The following is an 18017-nucleotide window of genomic DNA, read 5'->3' on the forward strand; positions in this document are numbered from 1 at the left end:
ATCCAGGGTCGAACTGAATCTCCTTGTGGTCTTCCGCGTGGTCCTGGAAGAACGCCATGTCGCGCGCGCGGCCGCGCGACTGAACCTGACGCCGTCCGCTGTCAGCCACGCGCTTGGCCGGCTGCGCCTTGTTTTGAACGACCCGCTGTTCCTGCGAACGCCGAAGGGCGTCGTTCCAACGGAGCGGGCCCTGGAGCTCGACCACCCGATCGCTGAAATCATCGCGCGCGTCGAACAACTGGTTGGCTCGGCTAGACCATTCGACCCTGCAAAAAGCCATCGCCGGTTTACGATCGGTGCACCCGATGCTGTTCTCGCCTCGACAACGGGGCAGCTACTCGGTTCGATCGCGAGTAGGGCGCCCCACATCGACATCGGATTGATCCATGTGATGCCCGCGCCCCGCGGCGGCGCGATCGGCGAACCCTGGCACGAGTGCCTCGAGATGCTCGAAAGACGAGAGCTGGACGTCGCGATGCTGCCGCTGCCGGCGGTATCGCCGCGTTTCGAGGCGCGCAGGCTCTACGACGAGGAATTCGTGCTGGCCATGCGCAAGGGACACGCCTTCGCCAGAGCTCCGACACCCGCGGCATTCTCGCAAGCGCAGCATCTGCTGGTGTCTCTCAGCGGCGAGCCGCGCGGCTTCGTCGATGAGATGTTGGCAAAGCGCGGTCTCAAGCGCCGCATTGCCTTGACTGTCCCGAACTTTATGATGGCGCTGGTCCAGCTTGCAGGGTCCGAACTGATCGCCGCATTGCCGCGGCGTCTGGTGCAGCAGCACGCCGGGCATTTCGGATTGATGTTCGTCGAGCTGCCTTTCGCCCGTAAACCGGATACGATCTGCGCCATCGCAACCAAGGCTGCGATGAAGGACGCCGGTGTTGCATGGCTGATGGAGGTTGTCTTCGCCTCGGTCGGAGCAGGTCGGAACCGCAATCGGTAGCGCGGGCTCGCTCAGTTGGGCGGCCCCCAAACGGTTTCCTCCGTCCAGCCCAGATCGGCAAACTCGGATGCCCTCAACGGCGCTTCGGCGGTTGAAAAGAACTCGTCGAGCTGCGGCGGCTTGATGCGCGTTCCCGATAACATCGTATGCGCCTGCCCACGGTGGTGAATTTGATGCTGAATGAGATGCATCAGCAGCCGGTCGCGTCGCTCTATCTGGACACTGGGATCTCGATTGATCCGCACGTCTTCGTTCAAGGAGGCGGGCGTCAGAGCATCGCAGACGCCGATGAAGCGCCGGTCCATCGATGCTTGAGCTTCCGAGAGCCCTGCAAGAGCTGGAAATGGGATCGGATCCTCCCAGGCCTTCGGCCCAAGCCATCCGTCCTCGAGTGCATCGACGTAAAAGAGGTCGACGACGTAAATATGGTTCAACGTCCGCTGTAGGCTCGGGAAGAAGCCCGTCCGCTCGACCTCAAATTCGCCTTGGCTCAGCTCGGCGCACGCGCGGAGCAACCGGTGGTTCGCCCAGGCATTATTGTAGGCGAAGGCGCGATAGCTTTGAACGATCGACATTGCAAACCCCGTACACCGACCTGCTTGGCGCCGCGTTCCTTTACCGATCAGAAACCATAGCAAATGATCTGAAAATTGTAACGAAACGACTTGGCTGTTTCCGGGTAGGTTTGCCGGAGGGCCCGTCCGATGACAGAGCACCAGTTGCGAGAGCGGGAATTCCAGATCGCGCGTTACAGGCTTCTGGAGCGCGAAGTCACCGATCCGCTTGCCGCGTGCCTGCTTCACAGCATCATCGAGGATCTGGAAGCCGAGTTGCGAAGGGACAGACCGGATTCGCACGGGCCGCGCGATTAACCGTTTCTTAGCGCTGATCATGCGGATTATTCGCGAGGGAATGTCAAGGGAGACTGCTCCCATGCTGAAGGACGGCACCTACGCGGCGTGGTACAAGACGCCACTGGACCAGGGTACCGGGATCGTCCATGTCGCAGACGGACAAATCTGGGGCTGCGACAGCCTGATGACCTATCACGGCTCCTGCAAGGTCGACGGAGATCGCTTCACCGCCACCGTGTCGACGAAGCGTCATACCGACGGACGTGCAACGGTCTTCGGCATCGACGACGAGCTCACGCTGGACATCGAGGGAAACTGCCCCGGCAAGGTCGCGACTTACACGGCGAAGGCAGCGCAGATGCCGGGAATGATCCTTCAGGGTACGCTCATCCTCTCGGAACAGCAGTTGCCCGCACGTGAACGAACCGAGCAGGCATCGGCGTTCAATCCCGACAAGCTTCCGAAATTGCCCAAGCGCTCGCGCTGATCGAGCGAGCCGGCGGGCTCGCGCGTCGCCAACTGACCAGGCTGGCGCGACGGCCGCAGCAGGACTCGCAATCACTCGGGACCGCGTTTGTGAACGGACGTATGCGTTCTTGCCATCGATGGTGGAGCGTCGGATCGTTCTATCGATGGTTTCGGACGATCGCTCCTGCATTCGCAGCGCGAAGCTGAAGATCATACCGCCCAACGGCAAGGACCGCGACTTCGTGGTGGATGGTCTGGGCTCGCGAGCCGTGATCAATTCGCTGTTGGCGTGCTTCGACGCGGCTCAGGGCGTGAAGGGCAAAAAGCAGGGCAGGGGGTAAATCCGGGCGTTCTTCTGCATTTTTGCATCCGAAAGTCCCGGAACTCCCGCTTTTCAAGCAGCTTCCGACACGCCATTGTGCCGCCGCAACAATCGTCTCAAGGGGCAGTATCAATGTCGGACAAGGTTTCGCGTCGCCAGTTTGCCAAGCTGGCGGGATTGTCCGCAGCCGGAATCGCAAATCCGCTGGAGGCCGCCGAGGTTAAGCCGGCGCCGGCGCCGCGGGGCGTGGACGGCTTTCCGGCGGGCTTTGTCTGGGGCACGGCGACCTCGTCCTATCAGGTCGAGGGTGCGGTCGACGTCGACGGGCGGGGGGCTTCGATCTGGGACAAGTTCGTGCGCATCCCCGGCAAGATCGAGGACGGCACCACCGGCGATCGCGCCGTCGAGCATTATCACCGCTACAAGGAAGACATCGCGCTCATCAAGGAGCTCGGTTGCAAGGCCTACCGCTTCTCGGTGGCATGGCCGCGGGTGTTTCCGGACGGCGACGGCAAGCCGAACCCGAAGGGGCTCGACTTCTACAATCGTCTCGTCGACGAGCTCCTCAGGGACGGCATCGAGCCGTGGCTGACGCTATATCACTGGGACCTGCCGCAATCGCTCCAGGATCGCTACGGCGGCTGGCGCTCGACCGAGACGTGCAAGATCTTTGGCGACTATGCGGGCTATGTCGCCGAGCGCCTGACCGATCGCGTCAAGAACGTGTTCACGCTGAACGAGAGCGGACGTTTCGTCCAGTTCGGCTATGGCCTCGGCATCGACGCGCCCGGCGTGACGCTGCCGCAAGCTGAGGTCAACCAGGTCAGGCATAACAGCGCGCTCGCGCACGGGCTCGCGGTGCAGGCGGTGCGGGCGCACGGCCGCCGGCACCAGGGTCGGGCCGGCCGAGAATATCGACGTCTGCGTTCCCGCAATCGACACGCCCGAGCATGTCCGCGCGGCCGAGATCGCGCTGCGCGAGATGAACGCCGGCTATCTCAACGTCATCATGACGGGCCGGTATACCGACGCCTTCCTGAAATACGCCGGCGCCGATGCGCCGAAATTCACCGACGCCGAGCTGAAGATCATCTCCTCGCCGGTCGACTTCCTCGGTCTCAATATCTACGCGCCGCAGAACTACGTGGTGCCCTCCGACCAGGGCGCGGGCTTCATGCCGCTGCCGATCCCGAAATCGTTCCCGCACATGAACTCGAACTGGCTGCGCGTCGCGCCGGAGACGATCTACTGGGTGCCGAAGCTGGCCGCAAAGATCTGGAAGACGGATGCGATCTATATCAGCGAGAACGGCACCTCCGGCGACGACGTGGTGACGCCCGACGGCAAGATCTACGACACCGACCGCATCATGTACCTGCGCAACTATCTCGCCCAGCTCCAGCGCGCCACCGCCGAGGGCGTGCCGGTGCGCGGCTACTTCCTCTGGAGCCTGCTGGACAACTTTGAATGGGTGTTCGGGCTCAACAAGCGTTTCGGGCTCTATCACGTCAATTTCGACACGCAGGTGCGTACGCCGAAGCTCAGCGCGACCTTCTACCGCAACGTGATCGCGAAGAACGCGGCGGGGGCGTAGCGTTCTCTCCCTTTCCCGGATTTTCCGCCGCGCGTAAAATCCGACCTCTTCCCGCAGGCGGGGCGAGGTGACGCAAGATCGCGCGGCCACGGCCGTTTAGCCTGACAGGCCAATCGCTTCGCCGGTATCACCGCGCCCCATGCGGAACCCGCGTTTCTACTGTGCATGGGGTTGTTTTTCCGTTTTTGCGCGGAGGCCGCGCGGCACCGCACGTTGACTCCACTCTTCCCCTTATTCAGAAACGACATCAACACCCATAAACAAGAGGACAACGCCAATGGCTGACGCGCTGATCATCGATGCCTGCCGGACCCCGCGGGGCGTCGGCAAGGCCGGCAAGGGAGCACTCTCGGGCATTCATCCGCAGCAGCTCGGCGCGACCGTGCTGCGCGCGCTCGCCGATCGCACCGGCATCGACACCGCCGACGTCGACGACATCGTCTGGGGCTGCAGCGCGCAGGTCGCGACCCAAAGCGGCGACCTCGGCCGCATGTCGGCGCTCGATGCCGGCTACGACGTGCGCGCCAGCGCGGTGACGCTGGACCGCTTCTGCGGAAGCGGCATCACCAGCGTCAACATGGCGGCGGCCTCGATCATGTCGGGCACCGAAGACCTCGTCATCGCCGGCGGCTGCGAGATGATGTCGATGGAAGGACGCCGCGGCGGCGGTCCGATGATGATGGACTCCGGCAATCTGCGCCTGCGTGCGCGGCATCCGCAGTCGCATCAGGGCGTTTGCGCCGACGCGATCGCGACGCTGGAAGGCATCACGCGAAGCGACGTCGACGCGCTCGGTCTCGAAAGCCAGAAGCGCGCAGCGCAAGCGATTGCGAACGGTCACTTCAAGAAGAGCCTCGTGCCTGTTCATCGCGAGGGCGGTAGCCTCGCGCTGGATCACGAAGAGTATCCGCGGCCGCAGACCACGATGGAAGGGCTGAGCGCATTGAAGCCCGCATTCCCTGCGATCGCCGACTATGCGCTCGACGACAAGGGCACGACCTATCGCGGCCTGATCCTGCAGAAATATCCGGACCTGAACATCGACTTCATGCATCATGCCGGCAATTCGTCCGGCGTCGTCGACGGTGCCGCCGCGATATTGCTCGCATCGGCCGCTTATGCCAGCGCGCACGGCCTGAAGCCGCGCGCTCGCGTCGTCGCGATGGCCAACATGGGGGACTCGCCGACCCTGATGCTGAACGCGCCGGTGCCGGCGACGCGCAAGGTGCTGGCGAAGGCGAGGCTCTCCATCGACGACATCGACCTGTTCGAGATCAACGAGGCCTTTGCGGTGGTGGCGGAAAAGTACATCCGCGATCTCAAGCTCGACCGCGCCAAGGTCAACGTCAATGGCGGCTCGATCGCACTCGGCCATCCCATCGGCGCCACCGGCTCGATCCTGATCGGCACCGTGCTCGACGAGCTCGAACGGCGCGACCTGAAGCGCGGTCTCGTCACCATGTGCGCCGCCGGCGGCATGGCTCCCGCGGTCATCATCGAGCGCGTCTAGCCTTATTTTTCAGGGTGAATCGCGACCGGCCTTTCACAAAGAGGCCGGTCGTCGCTTGTCGAAAGCAGCGAATCAGCTTTAGCAAGGCGGCGTGCGGGCCTTTGAAACAAGGCAAAAACCGCTGCCGGAGGCTCCTTCCGCTCTGGAAGCCGCTGAAAAGCAGGGTTTTTTGCCTCAGAGGGCCAAAAAAGCCCGTAAAATCGCGACAAAACTGTGCAGAAGGCTCTGGGCCTTCAACGGTTGGTCTAATATGCAACCGGCAACGAATCAGAGGAGACACGATGCCAACCCAAATGTCCAAATCGCAGCTGATCGAAAAGATTGCGACCGCCACCGAGCTTTCCAAGCGCGACGTCAAGAGCGTCATGGAGACGCTGACCGACGTCGGTCACAAGGAGCTCAAGAAGAACGGCCTGTTCCTGGTGCCGGGCTTCGCCAAGTTCGTGGTCATCAAGAAGCCCGCGACCAAGGCGCGCAAGGGTACCAACCCGTTCACGGGTGAAGAGATGATGTTCAAGGCCAAGCCGGCCCGGAAGATCGTCCGCGCCCGCCCGGTCAAGGCCGCCAAGGACGCGGTGGGCTAACAACGCAAAGGCCCCCTCAGCTAGGAGGGGGCCTTTTGTTCGGGGCTGCCGCGAGGGCTTGAGACGGAGGGCTCAACCCTTGCGGCGCTTCACCCGGACCGGAACGGGCTGAAGCCGCGGCCCTGGTGCCGCCAGCGCATCGCGAACCCGGTCGATCGCACGGCCGAGCAGCTGACGCAGCCGCTGCGTCTTCCGCGATCGCCTCGCTTTTTCCAGCAGTTTCTTCATCGCCTTCACTCCGCCGCTTCGACCTTGGCATCAGCCGGCTCGAGCGCTGCGGCGATGGCCTCGTCGACGCGCTCCAGCCAGATGAATTCGAGGTTGTCCCGCGCGCTCTTCGGGATGTCGTCGTAGTCCCGCTTGTTGCGCGCCGGCAGCATCACCCGCTTCAATCCGGCGGCGGCCGCAGCCACCACCTTCTCCTTGATGCCGCCGACAGGCAGCACCAGGCCGCGCAGCGAGATCTCGCCGGTCATCGCGGTGTCGCTGCGCACCGTGCGATTGGTGAGCAGGGACGTCAACGCCGTGAACATCGCAACGCCCGCGCTCGGTCCGTCCTTCGGGGTTGCGCCCGCCGGCACGTGAACGTGGATGTCGCTCTTCTCGAACACCGACGGATCGATGCCGAGCTGCGTGGCCTTGCTCTTCACCAGCGTCATCGCAGCCTGCACGCTCTCGCGCATGACGTCGCCGAGCTGGCCGGTCAGGATCATGCCGCCCCGGCCGGGCACGCGCGAGGCCTCGATGAACAGGATGTCACCGCCGACCGGCGTCCAGGCGAGCCCGGTGGCGACGCCCGGAATGCTGGTGCGCTGCGCGATCTCGCCCTCGAAGCGCGGCTGGCCGAGCACGGTGGCGATGTCCTTCGGGCTCACCACGACCTTGGCAGCCGTGCCCTCGGCGATTTGCACCGCGGCATGGCGGAACACCTTGCCGATCTCGCGCTCGAGGTTGCGCACGCCGGCTTCGCGGGTGTAGCCCTTGACGACCAGCTTCAGCGCCTCCGGCTCGATCTCGGCCTGCTCGGCCGTCAGACCGTTGGCCTCGAGCTGACGCCGCACCAGGTAGCGGCGCGCGATCTCCAGCTTCTCCTCCTCGGTGTAGCCGGCGAGGCTGATCAGCTCCATGCGATCCAGCAGCGGACCGGGAATCTGGTCCAGCATGTTGGCGGTCGCGATGAACACCACGCGCGACAGGTCGAACGGCACGGCCAGATAGTTGTCCCGGAACGTCCCGTTCTGCTCGGGGTCGAGCACCTCCAGCATGGCAGCCGAGGGATCGCCCTGCACGCCACGGCCCATCTTGTCGATCTCGTCCAGCATCATGACGCAGTTCCGCGTGCCGGCCTTCTTGATGCCCTGGATGATGTTGCCGGGCAGCGCGCCGATATAGGTGCGCCGGTGACCGCGGATCTCGGCCTCGTCATGCACGCCGCCGAGGCTGACGCGCACGAACGGGCGATCCATCGCGCGCGCGATGGACTGGCCGAGCGAGGTCTTGCCGACGCCGGGCGGGCCGACGAAGCACAGGATCGGCGCCTTGCCCTGCGGAGCGAGCTTGCGCACCGCCAGATATTCGATGATCCGGCCCTTGATCTTCTCCAGGCCGAAATGGTCGGCATCGAGGATGCGGCGTGCCTCCTTGATGTCGATCGGCTTCTCCGCGGGCAGCGCCCAGGGCAGCTCGATCAGCCAGTCGAGATAGGTGCGGACCATGCCGGACTCACCGGCAGCTTCCGGCATGCGCTCGTAGCGGCGCAGCTCCTTCTTGGCGTGCGCTTCCGCTTCCGGCGGCATGTTGGCCTTGGCGACGGCAGCCGTCAGCTCGGCGACCTCGGCCGCCTTGCCGTCGCCTTCGCCCAGCTGGCGCTGAATGGTGGCCATCTGCTCGCGCAGGATCGCCTCGCGCTGCCGCTCGTCGAAAGAGGCCTTGGTCTTCTGGCCGATCTCGTTGGAGATGCGCAGCACTTCCAGCCGCTCGGCCAGATGCTTCGACACCTTCTCGACGCGCAAGGCGAGGTCGATGGTCTCCAGCACCTCCTGCTTGTCCTGCGGCTTGATGTCCATGAACGAGGTCGCCAGGTCCGCCAGCGCGCCGGGCGCGGTGGTGCTCTGGAACATCGCGACCAGCTCGGGCGGCGCCTGCGGCAGCAGCTCGACCGCCTCGATGGCCTGGCGCTGCAGATTCAGCGCGCGCGCCTCGATCTCGGGCGAGCTCGTGGTCGGCTCGGGGATCTGCTGGAAACGCGCGGCCAGGAACGGTGTTCCCGGCAGGAAGTCGAGGATGCGGGCGCGCTGCACGCCCTGGCAGACGATGTGATGCGTGCCGTCGGGCGCAGTGATGTAGCGCACGATGTTGGCGATGGTCGCGACCCGGTAGAGATCATCAGGCCCGGGCTCCTCGATCTCGGGGCTGCGCTGCAGGACGATGCCGACCGGCCGCTGCTCGCGCAGCGCCTGCTGTGCGGCGGCGATGGACTTCGCCCGGCCGATCGCGATCGGCGCGATGGCGCCGGGGAACAGCACCATCTCGCGCACCGGGATGACGATCAGCGCGTCTTCGGGAATCTTCACGTCGGACTCGGTGGAATTGGTCTGTGCGTTATTCATCTGTTCGGTGGCCATGATCGACCTCAGGATTTGGCGAGGCGCAGCGCGACGCAGCCGTCCATCACGAAGCGGCTGATGGCGTAGCGGCCAACGGGAAGCGCGATGCGCCGCTCGAAGCGGCCCTGCGGCAGCTCGAGTCGGTGGATGCGGGCGTTGCGAAGCTCCGGCGGCAGCGTGCGCTGGCCGGAGATGACGAGCACGCCGTCGAGGATCACCGTCTCGACATTATCAGGGTTGACGCCGGGAAGCGCGACCAGGATGAGAAGCTCATGCTCGGTTTCGAGCACGTCGATCGGCGGCTCCCAGCAGGCTTCCTGGCGGCCGAACTGCTGCCGCAGCCGTTCGGCGCGGGTCAGCGAGTCCAGGGCTTCGGACAGCATCCAGTCGAGGGGATTTTTGGGTTGCATGGCAAAACTCGGGGAAGGCGCTGCGGTTGGAAAACGAGCATATGGGGACGGTTCCCCAAAATTCCAGCATCGCGCGTTTGGAGCATGCCTGGCCTCTCCAACCGGAAAAGGCCCTTGTGGTCGCACGCTTCGACGCCGCGGGGATATTCCGCGGCATCGAAGGCAACAGTAGGGCGCGTCGCGCCGATCAGGCCGCGGCGCGGTACTCCTCTTCCGCTTCGAGGTTGATGACCGAGGTCGCGAGCTCGGTCAGCGTGTGATCGGTCGCCTCTTCCTCGTCCAGCGTCTCCTGGAGCAGCCTTGCCGCGTCCGGCATGCCGAGCTCCTCGGCCCAGGTGCGCAGCGTGCCGTAGCGGGAGATCTCGTAGTGCTCGACGGCCTGAGCGGCCGCGAGCAGGCCGGCGTCGAGGGCAGGGGCGTTCTTGAAATCCTTCATGATCTCGGCGCCCTCGTCGGTGATGCCGTTGATCGCTTCGCAGGGCTTGCCGCGGGCCGGCTTGCCCAGCATCTTGAAGATCTGATCGAGCCGTTTGACCTGGCCCTGCGTCTCGCGCAGATGCTTGTTGAAGGCGGCGGCAAGGTCCTTGGAATGCGCGGCCTTGGCCATCTTGGGTAGCGTCTTGATGATCTTGTTCTCGGCGTAATAGATGTCCTTCAGCGTCTCCAGGAACAGGTCGCTCAACATCTTCGGTGCCTGACGCGGACGGCGCGCCGCGGTCTTTTTCGCGTTCGCACGTTTCTTCGCTCGTTTAGCCATAAATCCTCCTCTTGAGGCGACACGGGAAGGGCGATGCCCTCCTCAATCCTCGCGCGACCAAGACTCTGCGAGGGCAAATGTTCCTCGCGAAGGCCTCCTCCAGCGGTTATGGATTGCGGCTGCACCTCGCGTGAGACCCACCCGCATGCTCGACTTTGCCCTGTCCGCCTTCGTGACGCTGCTGCTGGTGGTCGATCCCGTCGGCCTTGCGCCGGCCTTCCTGGCCGCGACCGGAGGCATGCCCGACAAGGTCAAGCGCACGATCGCGCTGCGCGCGCCGCTGATCGCGGCCTCGATCCTGGTGGTGATCTCGCTGGCCGGAAACTGGCTGCTGCGCCAACTCGGGATCGGCATCCCCGCCTTCCAGATCGCCGGCGGACTGCTGCTGTTCGGCGTCTCCTACCAGATGATCTTCGGCGACCGTCCGCATCGCGAGGCGCGCGAGGCCGACAAGGCGACCTCGGAGCATGCCTCCGACGTCGCGGTGTTTCCGCTGGCCATCCCGATGATGGCTGGTCCCGGCGCGATCGCGACCACGCTGCTGCTGACGGGCAATGCCGGCTATGGGGCCAAGCTCGCGATCATCATCGCGGTCGTCGTCTCCGTCTGCCTGCTCTGCATGCTGTGCTTCGTCTCCGCGAGCCTGATCGCGCGCACCCTCGGGCGCACCGGAAATGCCGTGCTCTCACGCGTGCTTGGCATGCTGCTCGCAGCCTATTCGGTGCAGTTCGTGATCAATGGGATCGCGGCCGTTCGGGCGAGCGTGCCTTAGCGTTGCCCTGGACCTGCGGCAATCTGCTAATTTATTGATTTTAAGTGATATTTTGTGGCTTGGCGGGGCTGCCGGCAAGACGGTACCTGATCCGGGTCGCTTTCGCTTGCACTGCCATATTGCTTTGACGTACTCCCGGTCTAACAAACGCCCATCGCCAAGAAGTCGAGATATCGATGACAGCGGACGAGCTCGCAAAGAGACAGGCCATCATCGACGCGTGCCGCCGCATGAACGCGCTCGGCATCAACCAGGGCACCTCGGGCAATATCAGCGTCCGGCATGTGGACGGGCTTCTGGTCACGCCGACCAGCGTGCCGTATAACGCCATGACGCCCGACCAGATCGTGTTCATGGCGATGGACGGCTCCCATGCCCCCGGTCAGAAGCCCTCCAGTGAATGGCGCTTCCACCGCGACATCCTGAAATCGCGGCCCGACGTCAACGCCGTCGTCCACGCTCATCCCACCTATTGCACCATCCTGGCGATCATGGGCATGGAGATTCCGCCCGTGCACTACATGATCGCGGCCGCCGGCGGTGACAGTATCCGTTGCGCACCCTATGCCACCTTCGGAACGGCGGAGCTGTCCGAGCATGCGCTGCGGGCACTGGAGGGCCGGCTCGCCTGCCTGCTCGACCATCACGGCATGATTGCGGTCGGCAAGACGCTGGACAAGGCGATGTGGCTCGCCGTCGAGGTCGAGACGCTGGCGCGGCAGTATCACGGCTGCCTCCAGATCGGAAAACCGCCGCTGCTGTCGAGTGCCGAGATCGAACGTGTCAGCCAGCGCATGGCCGGCTACGGCATGTCGGAAGGTTAGGGCGGGCAAAAAGGTGTTCGCGCGGATCAGACACATCGCCGATCGCAAGGGATCGAACCGCGTCATGGTTCGCCTGCGCGCGCTCTTGCGCAGCAACGAGTTCTACCTGATCCCGCTGGCGCTCGTGATCGGCACGTTTACCGGTGCCATCGTGACGCTGATGGCCGAGATCGCGCAGATTGCCCATATGATGATCTACGGCATTCCCGTCGACGTTCGCCTATCCGCGCACGCCCGGGTCAGCCCCTGGGCGGCCCTGATCGCGCCCGCGCTCGGCGGATTGGCGCTCGGTATCATGGAGTGGTGGCGGCGGCGGCTGAAGATCTCCAACGCGGTCGACCCGATCGAGGCGAACGCGCTGCGCGGCGGCAATCTGTCGATGCGCGACAGCATGGTGGTGTCGAGCCAGACGCTGATCTCGAACGGCTGCGGCGCCTCGGTCGGCCTCGAGGCCGGCTACACCCAGATCGGCTCGGGCATCGCCTCACTGCTCGGCAAGTTCTTCAATCTGCGCCGCAACGATTTGCGCCTGATCGTCGGTTGCGGCGCCGCCGCTGCGATCGCAGCGGCGTTTGGCGCGCCGATCACCGGCGCGTTCTATGCCTGCGAGCTGATCGTCGGCGTCTATTCGGTCGGCAGCGCCGCGCCGATCCTGGCGGCCTCGCTTGCTGGCGCGCTGACCGCGCAATGGCTCGGCGGCGCGCCGTACTCTATCGAGATACCGAAGGTCAGCGCGGTCGGCGTCGAGCAATATCTGGCATTGATCGGGCTTGCGCTCATTACCAGCGGCGTCGGCATCGCCGTGATGCGGTCGTCTTCGATGTTCGAGCGCCTGTTTGTCTGGCTGCCGGTCTGGCTGCGCCCGGTGATCGGCGGCCTTATCGTCGGCAGCTTTGCCATCGTCACGCCGCAGGTGCTCGCGGCCGGCCACGGCGCCATGGTGCTCGATCTGTTTCACGACATGACGATCGGCCTGATCGCGATCATCATCGCCTTGAAGGTGACGGCCTGCCTGATCTCGCTCGCCTCGGGTTTCCGTGGCGGTCTGTTCTTTGCCTCGTTGTTCGTCGGCAGCCTGATCGGAAAGTTCTTCGCCGCGGTTCTTTTGCTCATCAGCCCGGAATTCGTGATCGACCCGCTGGTCGCGATGCTGACGGGTATGGCGACGCTCGGCGTCGCCATCGTTGGCGGCCCCTTAACCATGTCGTTCCTCGTGCTGGAAATGACCCGCAATGTCGACGTTACCGCCGTGGTGCTGGCCGGCTGCATCGTCACCTCGATCTGCGTCCGCTTCATGTTCGGTCATTCCTTCTCGACATGGCGCCTGCATCTGCGCGGCGAGACCATCCGCAGCGCCAACGACGTCGGCTGGCTGCGCAACCTCACGGTCGAGCGGCTGATGCGCTCCGACGTCGGCAAGGTGCCATCGACCACGACGATCGCCGCCGTGCGCGGTGAATTCGCGCTGGGCTCGCGGCCCGGCATCGTCATCGTCAACAATGCCGACGAATATGTCGGCCTCGTCCTGCTGCCCGACCTGTTCTCCAGCGATCTCGACAGCATCGCCGACGACATCCAGGTGATCGAGCTCGCCCGCCTGACCGAGATCGTGCTGATCCCGGAAATGAACGTGAAGTCGGCGATGGCCGTGTTCGACGAGGCGGAAGCCGAGATGCTGGCGGTGGTCGATTCCACCGACAGCCGCAAGGTGGTCGGCTTCCTCACCGAGACGTTTGCCCGCCGCCGCTATGTCGAGGAGATCGACAAGGCAACGCGCGGCGTGCTCGGGGCGCTGTCGTAGGGTCACTCGGACCGATCGGTCTCCCGCAGGAGCGATCATGAGAGCGGGACGGCGTGCTTCGTGCGCCGCCGTCAGCGCCGGCTATCAGCCTGGTTGAGATGGGGAAGCGACGACGCACGCCACGATCCGTCGGACCAGTGGCAGCACCATCAACAGTGTGGGAAAGGCGACGAGCCATGACAGCGCCCAGGCGCCAGGCCAGGTCGCGAGGAACGCCGGCGTCGCGCCGAGGCTTCGGAGCGTCGAAATGACCGACACCACGGCCGTCATGAGGATGGACAGCACAAATGGCATCACGATCGGCGCATAGCGCGCCGGCAGTTTGCGAACCGCAATCATCTGATTTCTCTTGAGGAAAAGGACGCGTCAGTCACGTTGAACCTGCGAAAATGCATCGATCCCGACGGCGTCGGTTGATGCGTTGGTTCACGTGAAACGCTTACGGCGACCGAAAAACGGCGCGGCTGTTCATTATCCGCTCAGGTTGAGTGGTTCAAGCTGGATCTGGTCGTTCGGTTTACAATCGTTCGAAGCGTGGCAGATTGCCGCGATCACGAAACTTTTCAATGGTTTGCACGTTGTGGATCGTTTCATATTTTGACTTTGAGCGAGAGCAAAGGACGGTGAGATGAGCGATAGGCCCGTAAATTCCAGGTTTGGCCGCAACACCGCATTGGCTGCGTTTGCGAGTCTGGCTCTGGCGACAGCTTCCGTCTCGCCCTCGTCTGCGGCGCCGGCCGGTTCGCCGTCGGTCAGCGCGGACTCTGCGACGTCGAGCAGATCCGTAGCGACCGATTTCAGCGCCGCCCGCCGCCACCGCTACTATCGCCGGGGTCCAAATGCGGCAGGGCTTGCCTTCATGGGCGTGGCGGCAGGTCTCATCGGAGGTGCGATCGCAGAGAGCCGGCGCCAGGAGTACTACGAGAATCGCTATTATGACGGCCCGGGTCCTTACTATGGCGGTCAGGGATATTATGGCGGCGGTCCCTATTACGGTCCGCGTGGCTACTATCAGCCTTATTAGGCACCTGTTCTCGCCGTAGCCCGGATTGCACGGAGCGTGTCATCCTGCGGCGCTTCGCGCCGACTCGTTGGCTCCGTCCGGGCTATGCGTCTCTGTGTTGCCCGACGGGCAAAACACCCGAGAGGGCGTCAACCCGCGCGCTATGAGACGAGCTAGCGACATTGAACGGCATGCTCGGGCTGTCGGACAAGTTAGTTCGGTGTAGGATGGTGTCGCGAAGGAGAATTCACCCACGTATGGGATGAATGAGCCGCGCCATGGAAGACGCGCCATGGAAGAGAAATCTCCTCAAATGAGATTGGCACAGCCGCGGGGGACTGTGCTGACGAATATGGCCGTCGCAGCGTTGATAATTGCTGCGCTCTATTTCGGTCGTGAAATTTTTGTTCCCTTCGCGTTAGCAGTTCTCCTGAGTTTCGTTATGGCGCCCTTCGTGATGCGCTTACGTTCCTGGCGAGTTCCGCGCACGATTTCTGTGCTGGTGGTCGTCTTCATCGGATTCTCGATCATATTTAGTCTAGGCGGTCTTATGGTTTCGCAGGCGACCCGGCTCGCCACCAAGCTGCCAGGCTATCAACAAACATTGAGTGACAAGATCGAAAGCCTGCGCGGCTTAATGGGCGGCGGCTCTGGAACATTGGAGCAGGCGTCGACAGTTCTGAAAGAATTGAAGACAGAGTTGCAGAATCGAGATGGGGCCGGTCGACCTATTGACGGCGAACTCACCAGACAGCCCTCAGACAAGCCGATACCCATACCCGTTGAGGTAAGGCAACCCGATCCTGGTGCTCTGTCGACGTTTGGCGCAATCATCCAGCCACTGATTTCACCTTTAACGACGACAGGGATCGTCGTGATCTTTGTTGTCTTTGTCCTGCTGCAACGGGAAGATCTGAGGAATCGGCTTGTCCGACTGGCCGGATCCGCGGATATTCAACGCACGACTGCGGCCCTGGACGACGCCGGTAAGCGTCTGAGCAAGCTCTTTCTTACCCAGATCGCGTTCAATGGCGTGTTCGGTCTTGCAATAGGCTTAGGTCTTGAATTCATCGGTGTGCCCTCGGCTCCGCTATGGGGTCTGATCGCGATGATTATGCGATTTGTACCGTATATCGGTGCATTGATATCTGCGGTATTCCCTCTCATTCTCGCGGCGGCGGTGGGCACGGGCTGGCAGATGCTGATACTTACGGCGGCATTGTTCGTCGTGCTTGAGTTGCTCGCAGGACAGGTTCTCGAACCCTTGATTTTTGGGCATAGCTCGGGTCTTTCCCCGATTGCAATTATCCTGTCAGCGTCATTCTGGACGTGGCTTTGGGGGCCGGTCGGACTGGTGTTGGCCACGCCCTTAACAATTTGTCTCGTCGTCCTTGGGCGGCATGTCGATCGCCTCAAATTTCTTGACGTTATGCTTGGCGACCGACCACCGCTGACGCCGCCGCAACTGGCTTATCAACGAATGCTGGCGGGAGATCCCATTGAAGCGGTGGAACAGGCACATGAATACCTGAATGACTCGTCGCTTGAGAATTATTATGACGACATCCTCTTGAAAGGCCTGAGACTCGCAGAGGCCGACCGTCAATTGGGTCACCTCGATCAGGACCGATTAAATCGGGTAGTCTCAACGGTGGAAGAATTGGTCGCTGAGCTGGGGGCACACCATGACGTGGAAGCAACAGGACCCAGTTCCCCGGATCTAAGCTCAAGCCCCGGAGCTGCCATTACATTCGAGCGAGCAGGCTCCGAGCACGCTTTGATTCCGGAGCCGCCGACCTCGTCTATTTCGGTCGTTTGCATCCCTGGTGCCGGGCGACTCGATGAGGCGACGGCGCTTGTGCTGGCGCAGCTTCTGCGGTACCGCGGGATTCAGGCAATTGCGGAAAAGGCTGATGCTTCATCAATGTCGAAATTGCTTTCGCTCGAATTGGCGAACACCGCGCTTGTATGTGTCTGCTATCTGAGTCAGCCGTCCACCGCCAAGATTCAGCACGTCGTTCGAGGGCTCAGTAAAAGGATTGGCGCAACCCGTATCCTGTTCGCTTTGCTGGGAACGGGAGCCGCAGAAACGGTGGGAAACGCTTCCAACGCGTTGGTAGCAAGCGGGTCGTTCGGTGCAGCCTTGGAAGCAGTCGTTCACGTGACCTCCGCGCAACCTGATGCGTCGGATCAGGCGAAGGCAGCTGCTCCGGCGTAAAAACGAATCTTTTGCTCCTCTGGATTGCCGGGCGTCGCAGAGCGACCATCCGCATCGGTCACCGGGTCCTGTGGAGAGCAAAAGGATGGGCGGGGACCGCGCGACGGTGACCCTTGCGAATATTTGCCATCGCGCACCGCACATTTGGCCGGACCCAAAAGCTTCAGCAGGGACAATAGCGATCATTGCGACACGCGCGTGGAATGTCCACTCACGCCTCACAAGCAAAACATTCAGTTTGCACGGCCGCCATGACCCTTTGACCTAGGTCAATACTCTCAACGTGGGTTTACCTTGGAAATAGCAACTATCGGAGCGACTGCACTCTTCGCCTGTATCTTCTGCGTAACGCCGATATCGCTCGTATGTCACGCAAGGGAAACGTGTGGTTGTCTGTGGCAAGCAGCCTGAGCTAATCACGCAAGGAGGAGCTGTACATGGGTATCCTGGACGAGTTACTGGGCGGCGGGCAACGCCAGAAAGAGTATCGGGATTTCGTTGATCGATACGAACAAGGAAATCCGTCGGAGGGTTATTCCGATCAAGAGGTTCTCAAACGGTATGGTGATGTGTCACACGCCGTGCCGTCTGACCAGTACGCGCAGGCAGCGATAGATGCGTTGGGCAAGCTTTCGCCGGAAGAACGGGCGGCGTTCGTGAAGATGCTGCAGGAGCGAGCCGCCGCGCGCGGCGTGGCGCTACCGGGACAAGTGGCCCCCGAACCGAAGGAACTGGGCGAGGTGCTCACCGATCTGCATGGGAGGCCCGGTCAGCTCCGGGATATCCTCGCCAGTGGCGATGCCCAGCCTCACGAGCAAGCCCAACCGTCGAACCCGATCATCGACATACTTGCGTCCCCGCAGGCAAAGGCCGTGCTCGCGGGGATCGCGGCCATGGTGGTCAAGCGTGTCATGCAGGGTTCATCCCGAACCGCGTAGCGCATGCGAGGCCCGCAGCCAAAGTCCGGCTGGGGTCATTCGGTTGACCTACCGGCAAGTCCGGGCAAGGTTCGCTATGCCGCCAAAAAAGCGGAAGCGAGTTATCCTGTCGCGACGCAACAGGAATGAACACGATGGCCGAGAGCGACGGCCCGCCCATCGCCAAAGGTTCTGCGACTGTCAGCGCGTCGGCCATTGGTGCGTCTGCAGCACTCGCTGTCATCGCCCGGCTTGACCGGGCGATCTAGCATTCCAGAGACGGCTGTGATTGAGCCGAGAGGCCGCGGCGTACTGGATTCCCCGCTTTCGCGGGGAATGACAGTGACAATTGGCGGACGACGCCGATGCCTCACTTCCGTCATTGCGAGCGCAGCGCTCTTGCGGTGCGCTGCAGAGCCGGGGCCCATGTCTCC

At 63.0% G+C, this 18017-nt stretch carries 17 protein-coding genes and 1 pseudogene; 12 read left to right on the forward strand and 6 right to left on the reverse strand.

Annotated features, from left to right (window positions below; translation table 11 throughout):
* Nucleotides 1-25: 25 nt before the first annotated feature.
* Complete coding sequence (locus HAP41_RS15095) at nucleotides 26-943, forward strand: LysR family transcriptional regulator (protein WP_321576412.1); 918 nt, start codon at nucleotides 26-28, stop codon at nucleotides 941-943.
* 11 nt (nucleotides 944-954) lie between these two features.
* On the opposite strand, the gene HAP41_RS15100 is transcribed toward HAP41_RS15095, so the two are convergent.
* Nucleotides 955-1518, reverse strand: coding sequence for a DinB family protein (locus HAP41_RS15100; RefSeq protein ID WP_166100423.1), 564 nt, complete (start codon nucleotides 1516-1518; stop codon nucleotides 955-957).
* Nucleotides 1519-1876: 358 nt separating this feature from the next.
* Here HAP41_RS15100 and HAP41_RS15105 point away from each other — a divergent pair, with 358 nt between their 5' ends.
* From HAP41_RS15105 to HAP41_RS15125, 5 genes and pseudogenes are all read left to right on the forward strand, one after another.
* Nucleotides 1877-2284, forward strand: coding sequence for a hypothetical protein (locus HAP41_RS15105; protein WP_166100419.1), 408 nt, complete (start codon nucleotides 1877-1879; stop codon nucleotides 2282-2284).
* A gap of 145 nt (nucleotides 2285-2429) precedes the next feature.
* Nucleotides 2430-2606: a hypothetical protein gene (locus HAP41_RS15110; RefSeq protein WP_166100412.1), complete on the forward strand. Its 177-nt coding sequence runs from the start codon at nucleotides 2430-2432 to the stop codon at nucleotides 2604-2606.
* Nucleotides 2607-2719: 113 nt separating this feature from the next.
* Nucleotides 2720-4181, forward strand: a pseudogene (locus HAP41_RS15115) (GH1 family beta-glucosidase).
* A gap of 277 nt (nucleotides 4182-4458) precedes the next feature.
* Nucleotides 4459-5691: an acetyl-CoA C-acetyltransferase gene (locus HAP41_RS15120; RefSeq protein ID WP_166100404.1), complete on the forward strand. Its 1233-nt coding sequence runs from the start codon at nucleotides 4459-4461 to the stop codon at nucleotides 5689-5691.
* Nucleotides 5692-5972: 281 nt separating this feature from the next.
* Complete coding sequence (locus tag HAP41_RS15125; protein ID WP_014493658.1) at nucleotides 5973-6275, forward strand: HU family DNA-binding protein; 303 nt, start codon at nucleotides 5973-5975, stop codon at nucleotides 6273-6275.
* 72 nt (nucleotides 6276-6347) lie between these two features.
* Here HAP41_RS15125 and HAP41_RS15130 read toward each other — a convergent pair whose 3' ends face one another.
* The 4 genes from HAP41_RS15130 to HAP41_RS15145 all read right to left on the reverse strand — a co-directional run bounded on the left by HAP41_RS15130 (nucleotide 6348) and on the right by HAP41_RS15145 (nucleotide 10048).
* On the reverse strand, nucleotides 6348-6503 hold the full coding sequence (locus HAP41_RS15130; protein ID WP_166100400.1) for a hypothetical protein: 156 nt from the start codon (nucleotides 6501-6503) through the stop codon (nucleotides 6348-6350).
* A 5-nt stretch (nucleotides 6504-6508) separates the two neighbouring features.
* Nucleotides 6509-8899 carry an endopeptidase La gene (gene lon / locus HAP41_RS15135; RefSeq protein WP_166100392.1) on the reverse strand — a complete coding sequence of 797 codons (2391 nt, stop codon included), beginning with the start codon at nucleotides 8897-8899 and terminating at the stop codon, nucleotides 6509-6511.
* A gap of 8 nt (nucleotides 8900-8907) precedes the next feature.
* A complete protein-coding gene (locus HAP41_RS15140) occupies nucleotides 8908-9291 on the reverse strand; it encodes an Hsp20/alpha crystallin family protein (RefSeq protein ID WP_014493661.1) in 384 nt (127 codons plus the stop codon).
* 187 nt (nucleotides 9292-9478) lie between these two features.
* A complete protein-coding gene (locus HAP41_RS15145) occupies nucleotides 9479-10048 on the reverse strand; it encodes a YciE/YciF ferroxidase family protein (protein WP_063982009.1) in 570 nt (189 codons plus the stop codon).
* A 145-nt stretch (nucleotides 10049-10193) separates the two neighbouring features.
* On the opposite strand from HAP41_RS15145, the gene HAP41_RS15150 reads away from it, so the two are divergent.
* The 3 genes from HAP41_RS15150 to HAP41_RS15160 all read left to right on the forward strand — a co-directional run bounded on the left by HAP41_RS15150 (nucleotide 10194) and on the right by HAP41_RS15160 (nucleotide 13445).
* A complete protein-coding gene (locus tag HAP41_RS15150) occupies nucleotides 10194-10820 on the forward strand; it encodes a MarC family protein (RefSeq protein WP_166100388.1) in 627 nt (208 codons plus the stop codon).
* A gap of 176 nt (nucleotides 10821-10996) precedes the next feature.
* On the forward strand, nucleotides 10997-11644 hold the full coding sequence (locus HAP41_RS15155) for an L-fuculose-phosphate aldolase (RefSeq protein WP_166100385.1): 648 nt from the start codon (nucleotides 10997-10999) through the stop codon (nucleotides 11642-11644).
* A gap of 13 nt (nucleotides 11645-11657) precedes the next feature.
* Complete coding sequence (locus HAP41_RS15160) at nucleotides 11658-13445, forward strand: chloride channel protein (protein WP_166100381.1); 1788 nt, start codon at nucleotides 11658-11660, stop codon at nucleotides 13443-13445.
* 84 nt (nucleotides 13446-13529) lie between these two features.
* Here HAP41_RS15160 and HAP41_RS15165 read toward each other — a convergent pair whose 3' ends face one another.
* Entirely contained in the window at nucleotides 13530-13784 is a 255-nt protein-coding gene (locus HAP41_RS15165; RefSeq protein ID WP_166100378.1) for a DUF2798 domain-containing protein, read from the reverse strand.
* A gap of 289 nt (nucleotides 13785-14073) precedes the next feature.
* Between HAP41_RS15165 and HAP41_RS15170 the strand changes: the two genes are divergently transcribed.
* The 3 genes from HAP41_RS15170 to HAP41_RS15180 all read left to right on the forward strand — a co-directional run bounded on the left by HAP41_RS15170 (nucleotide 14074) and on the right by HAP41_RS15180 (nucleotide 17604).
* The gene (locus HAP41_RS15170; RefSeq protein ID WP_166100374.1) at nucleotides 14074-14469 is read left to right on the forward strand and encodes a hypothetical protein; all 396 of its coding nucleotides are present in this window, start codon (nucleotides 14074-14076) and stop codon (nucleotides 14467-14469) included.
* A gap of 271 nt (nucleotides 14470-14740) precedes the next feature.
* Nucleotides 14741-16666: an AI-2E family transporter gene (locus tag HAP41_RS15175; protein ID WP_166100371.1), complete on the forward strand. Its 1926-nt coding sequence runs from the start codon at nucleotides 14741-14743 to the stop codon at nucleotides 16664-16666.
* 437 nt (nucleotides 16667-17103) lie between these two features.
* Nucleotides 17104-17604 carry a hypothetical protein gene (locus HAP41_RS15180; RefSeq protein ID WP_166100366.1) on the forward strand — a complete coding sequence of 167 codons (501 nt, stop codon included), beginning with the start codon at nucleotides 17104-17106 and terminating at the stop codon, nucleotides 17602-17604.
* The last annotated feature ends 413 nt before the right edge of the window (nucleotides 17605-18017 follow it).

Origin of the sequence: Bradyrhizobium barranii subsp. apii (assembly GCF_011516635.5) — a bacterium.
Lineage (GTDB): Bacteria > Pseudomonadota > Alphaproteobacteria > Rhizobiales > Xanthobacteraceae > Bradyrhizobium > Bradyrhizobium barranii.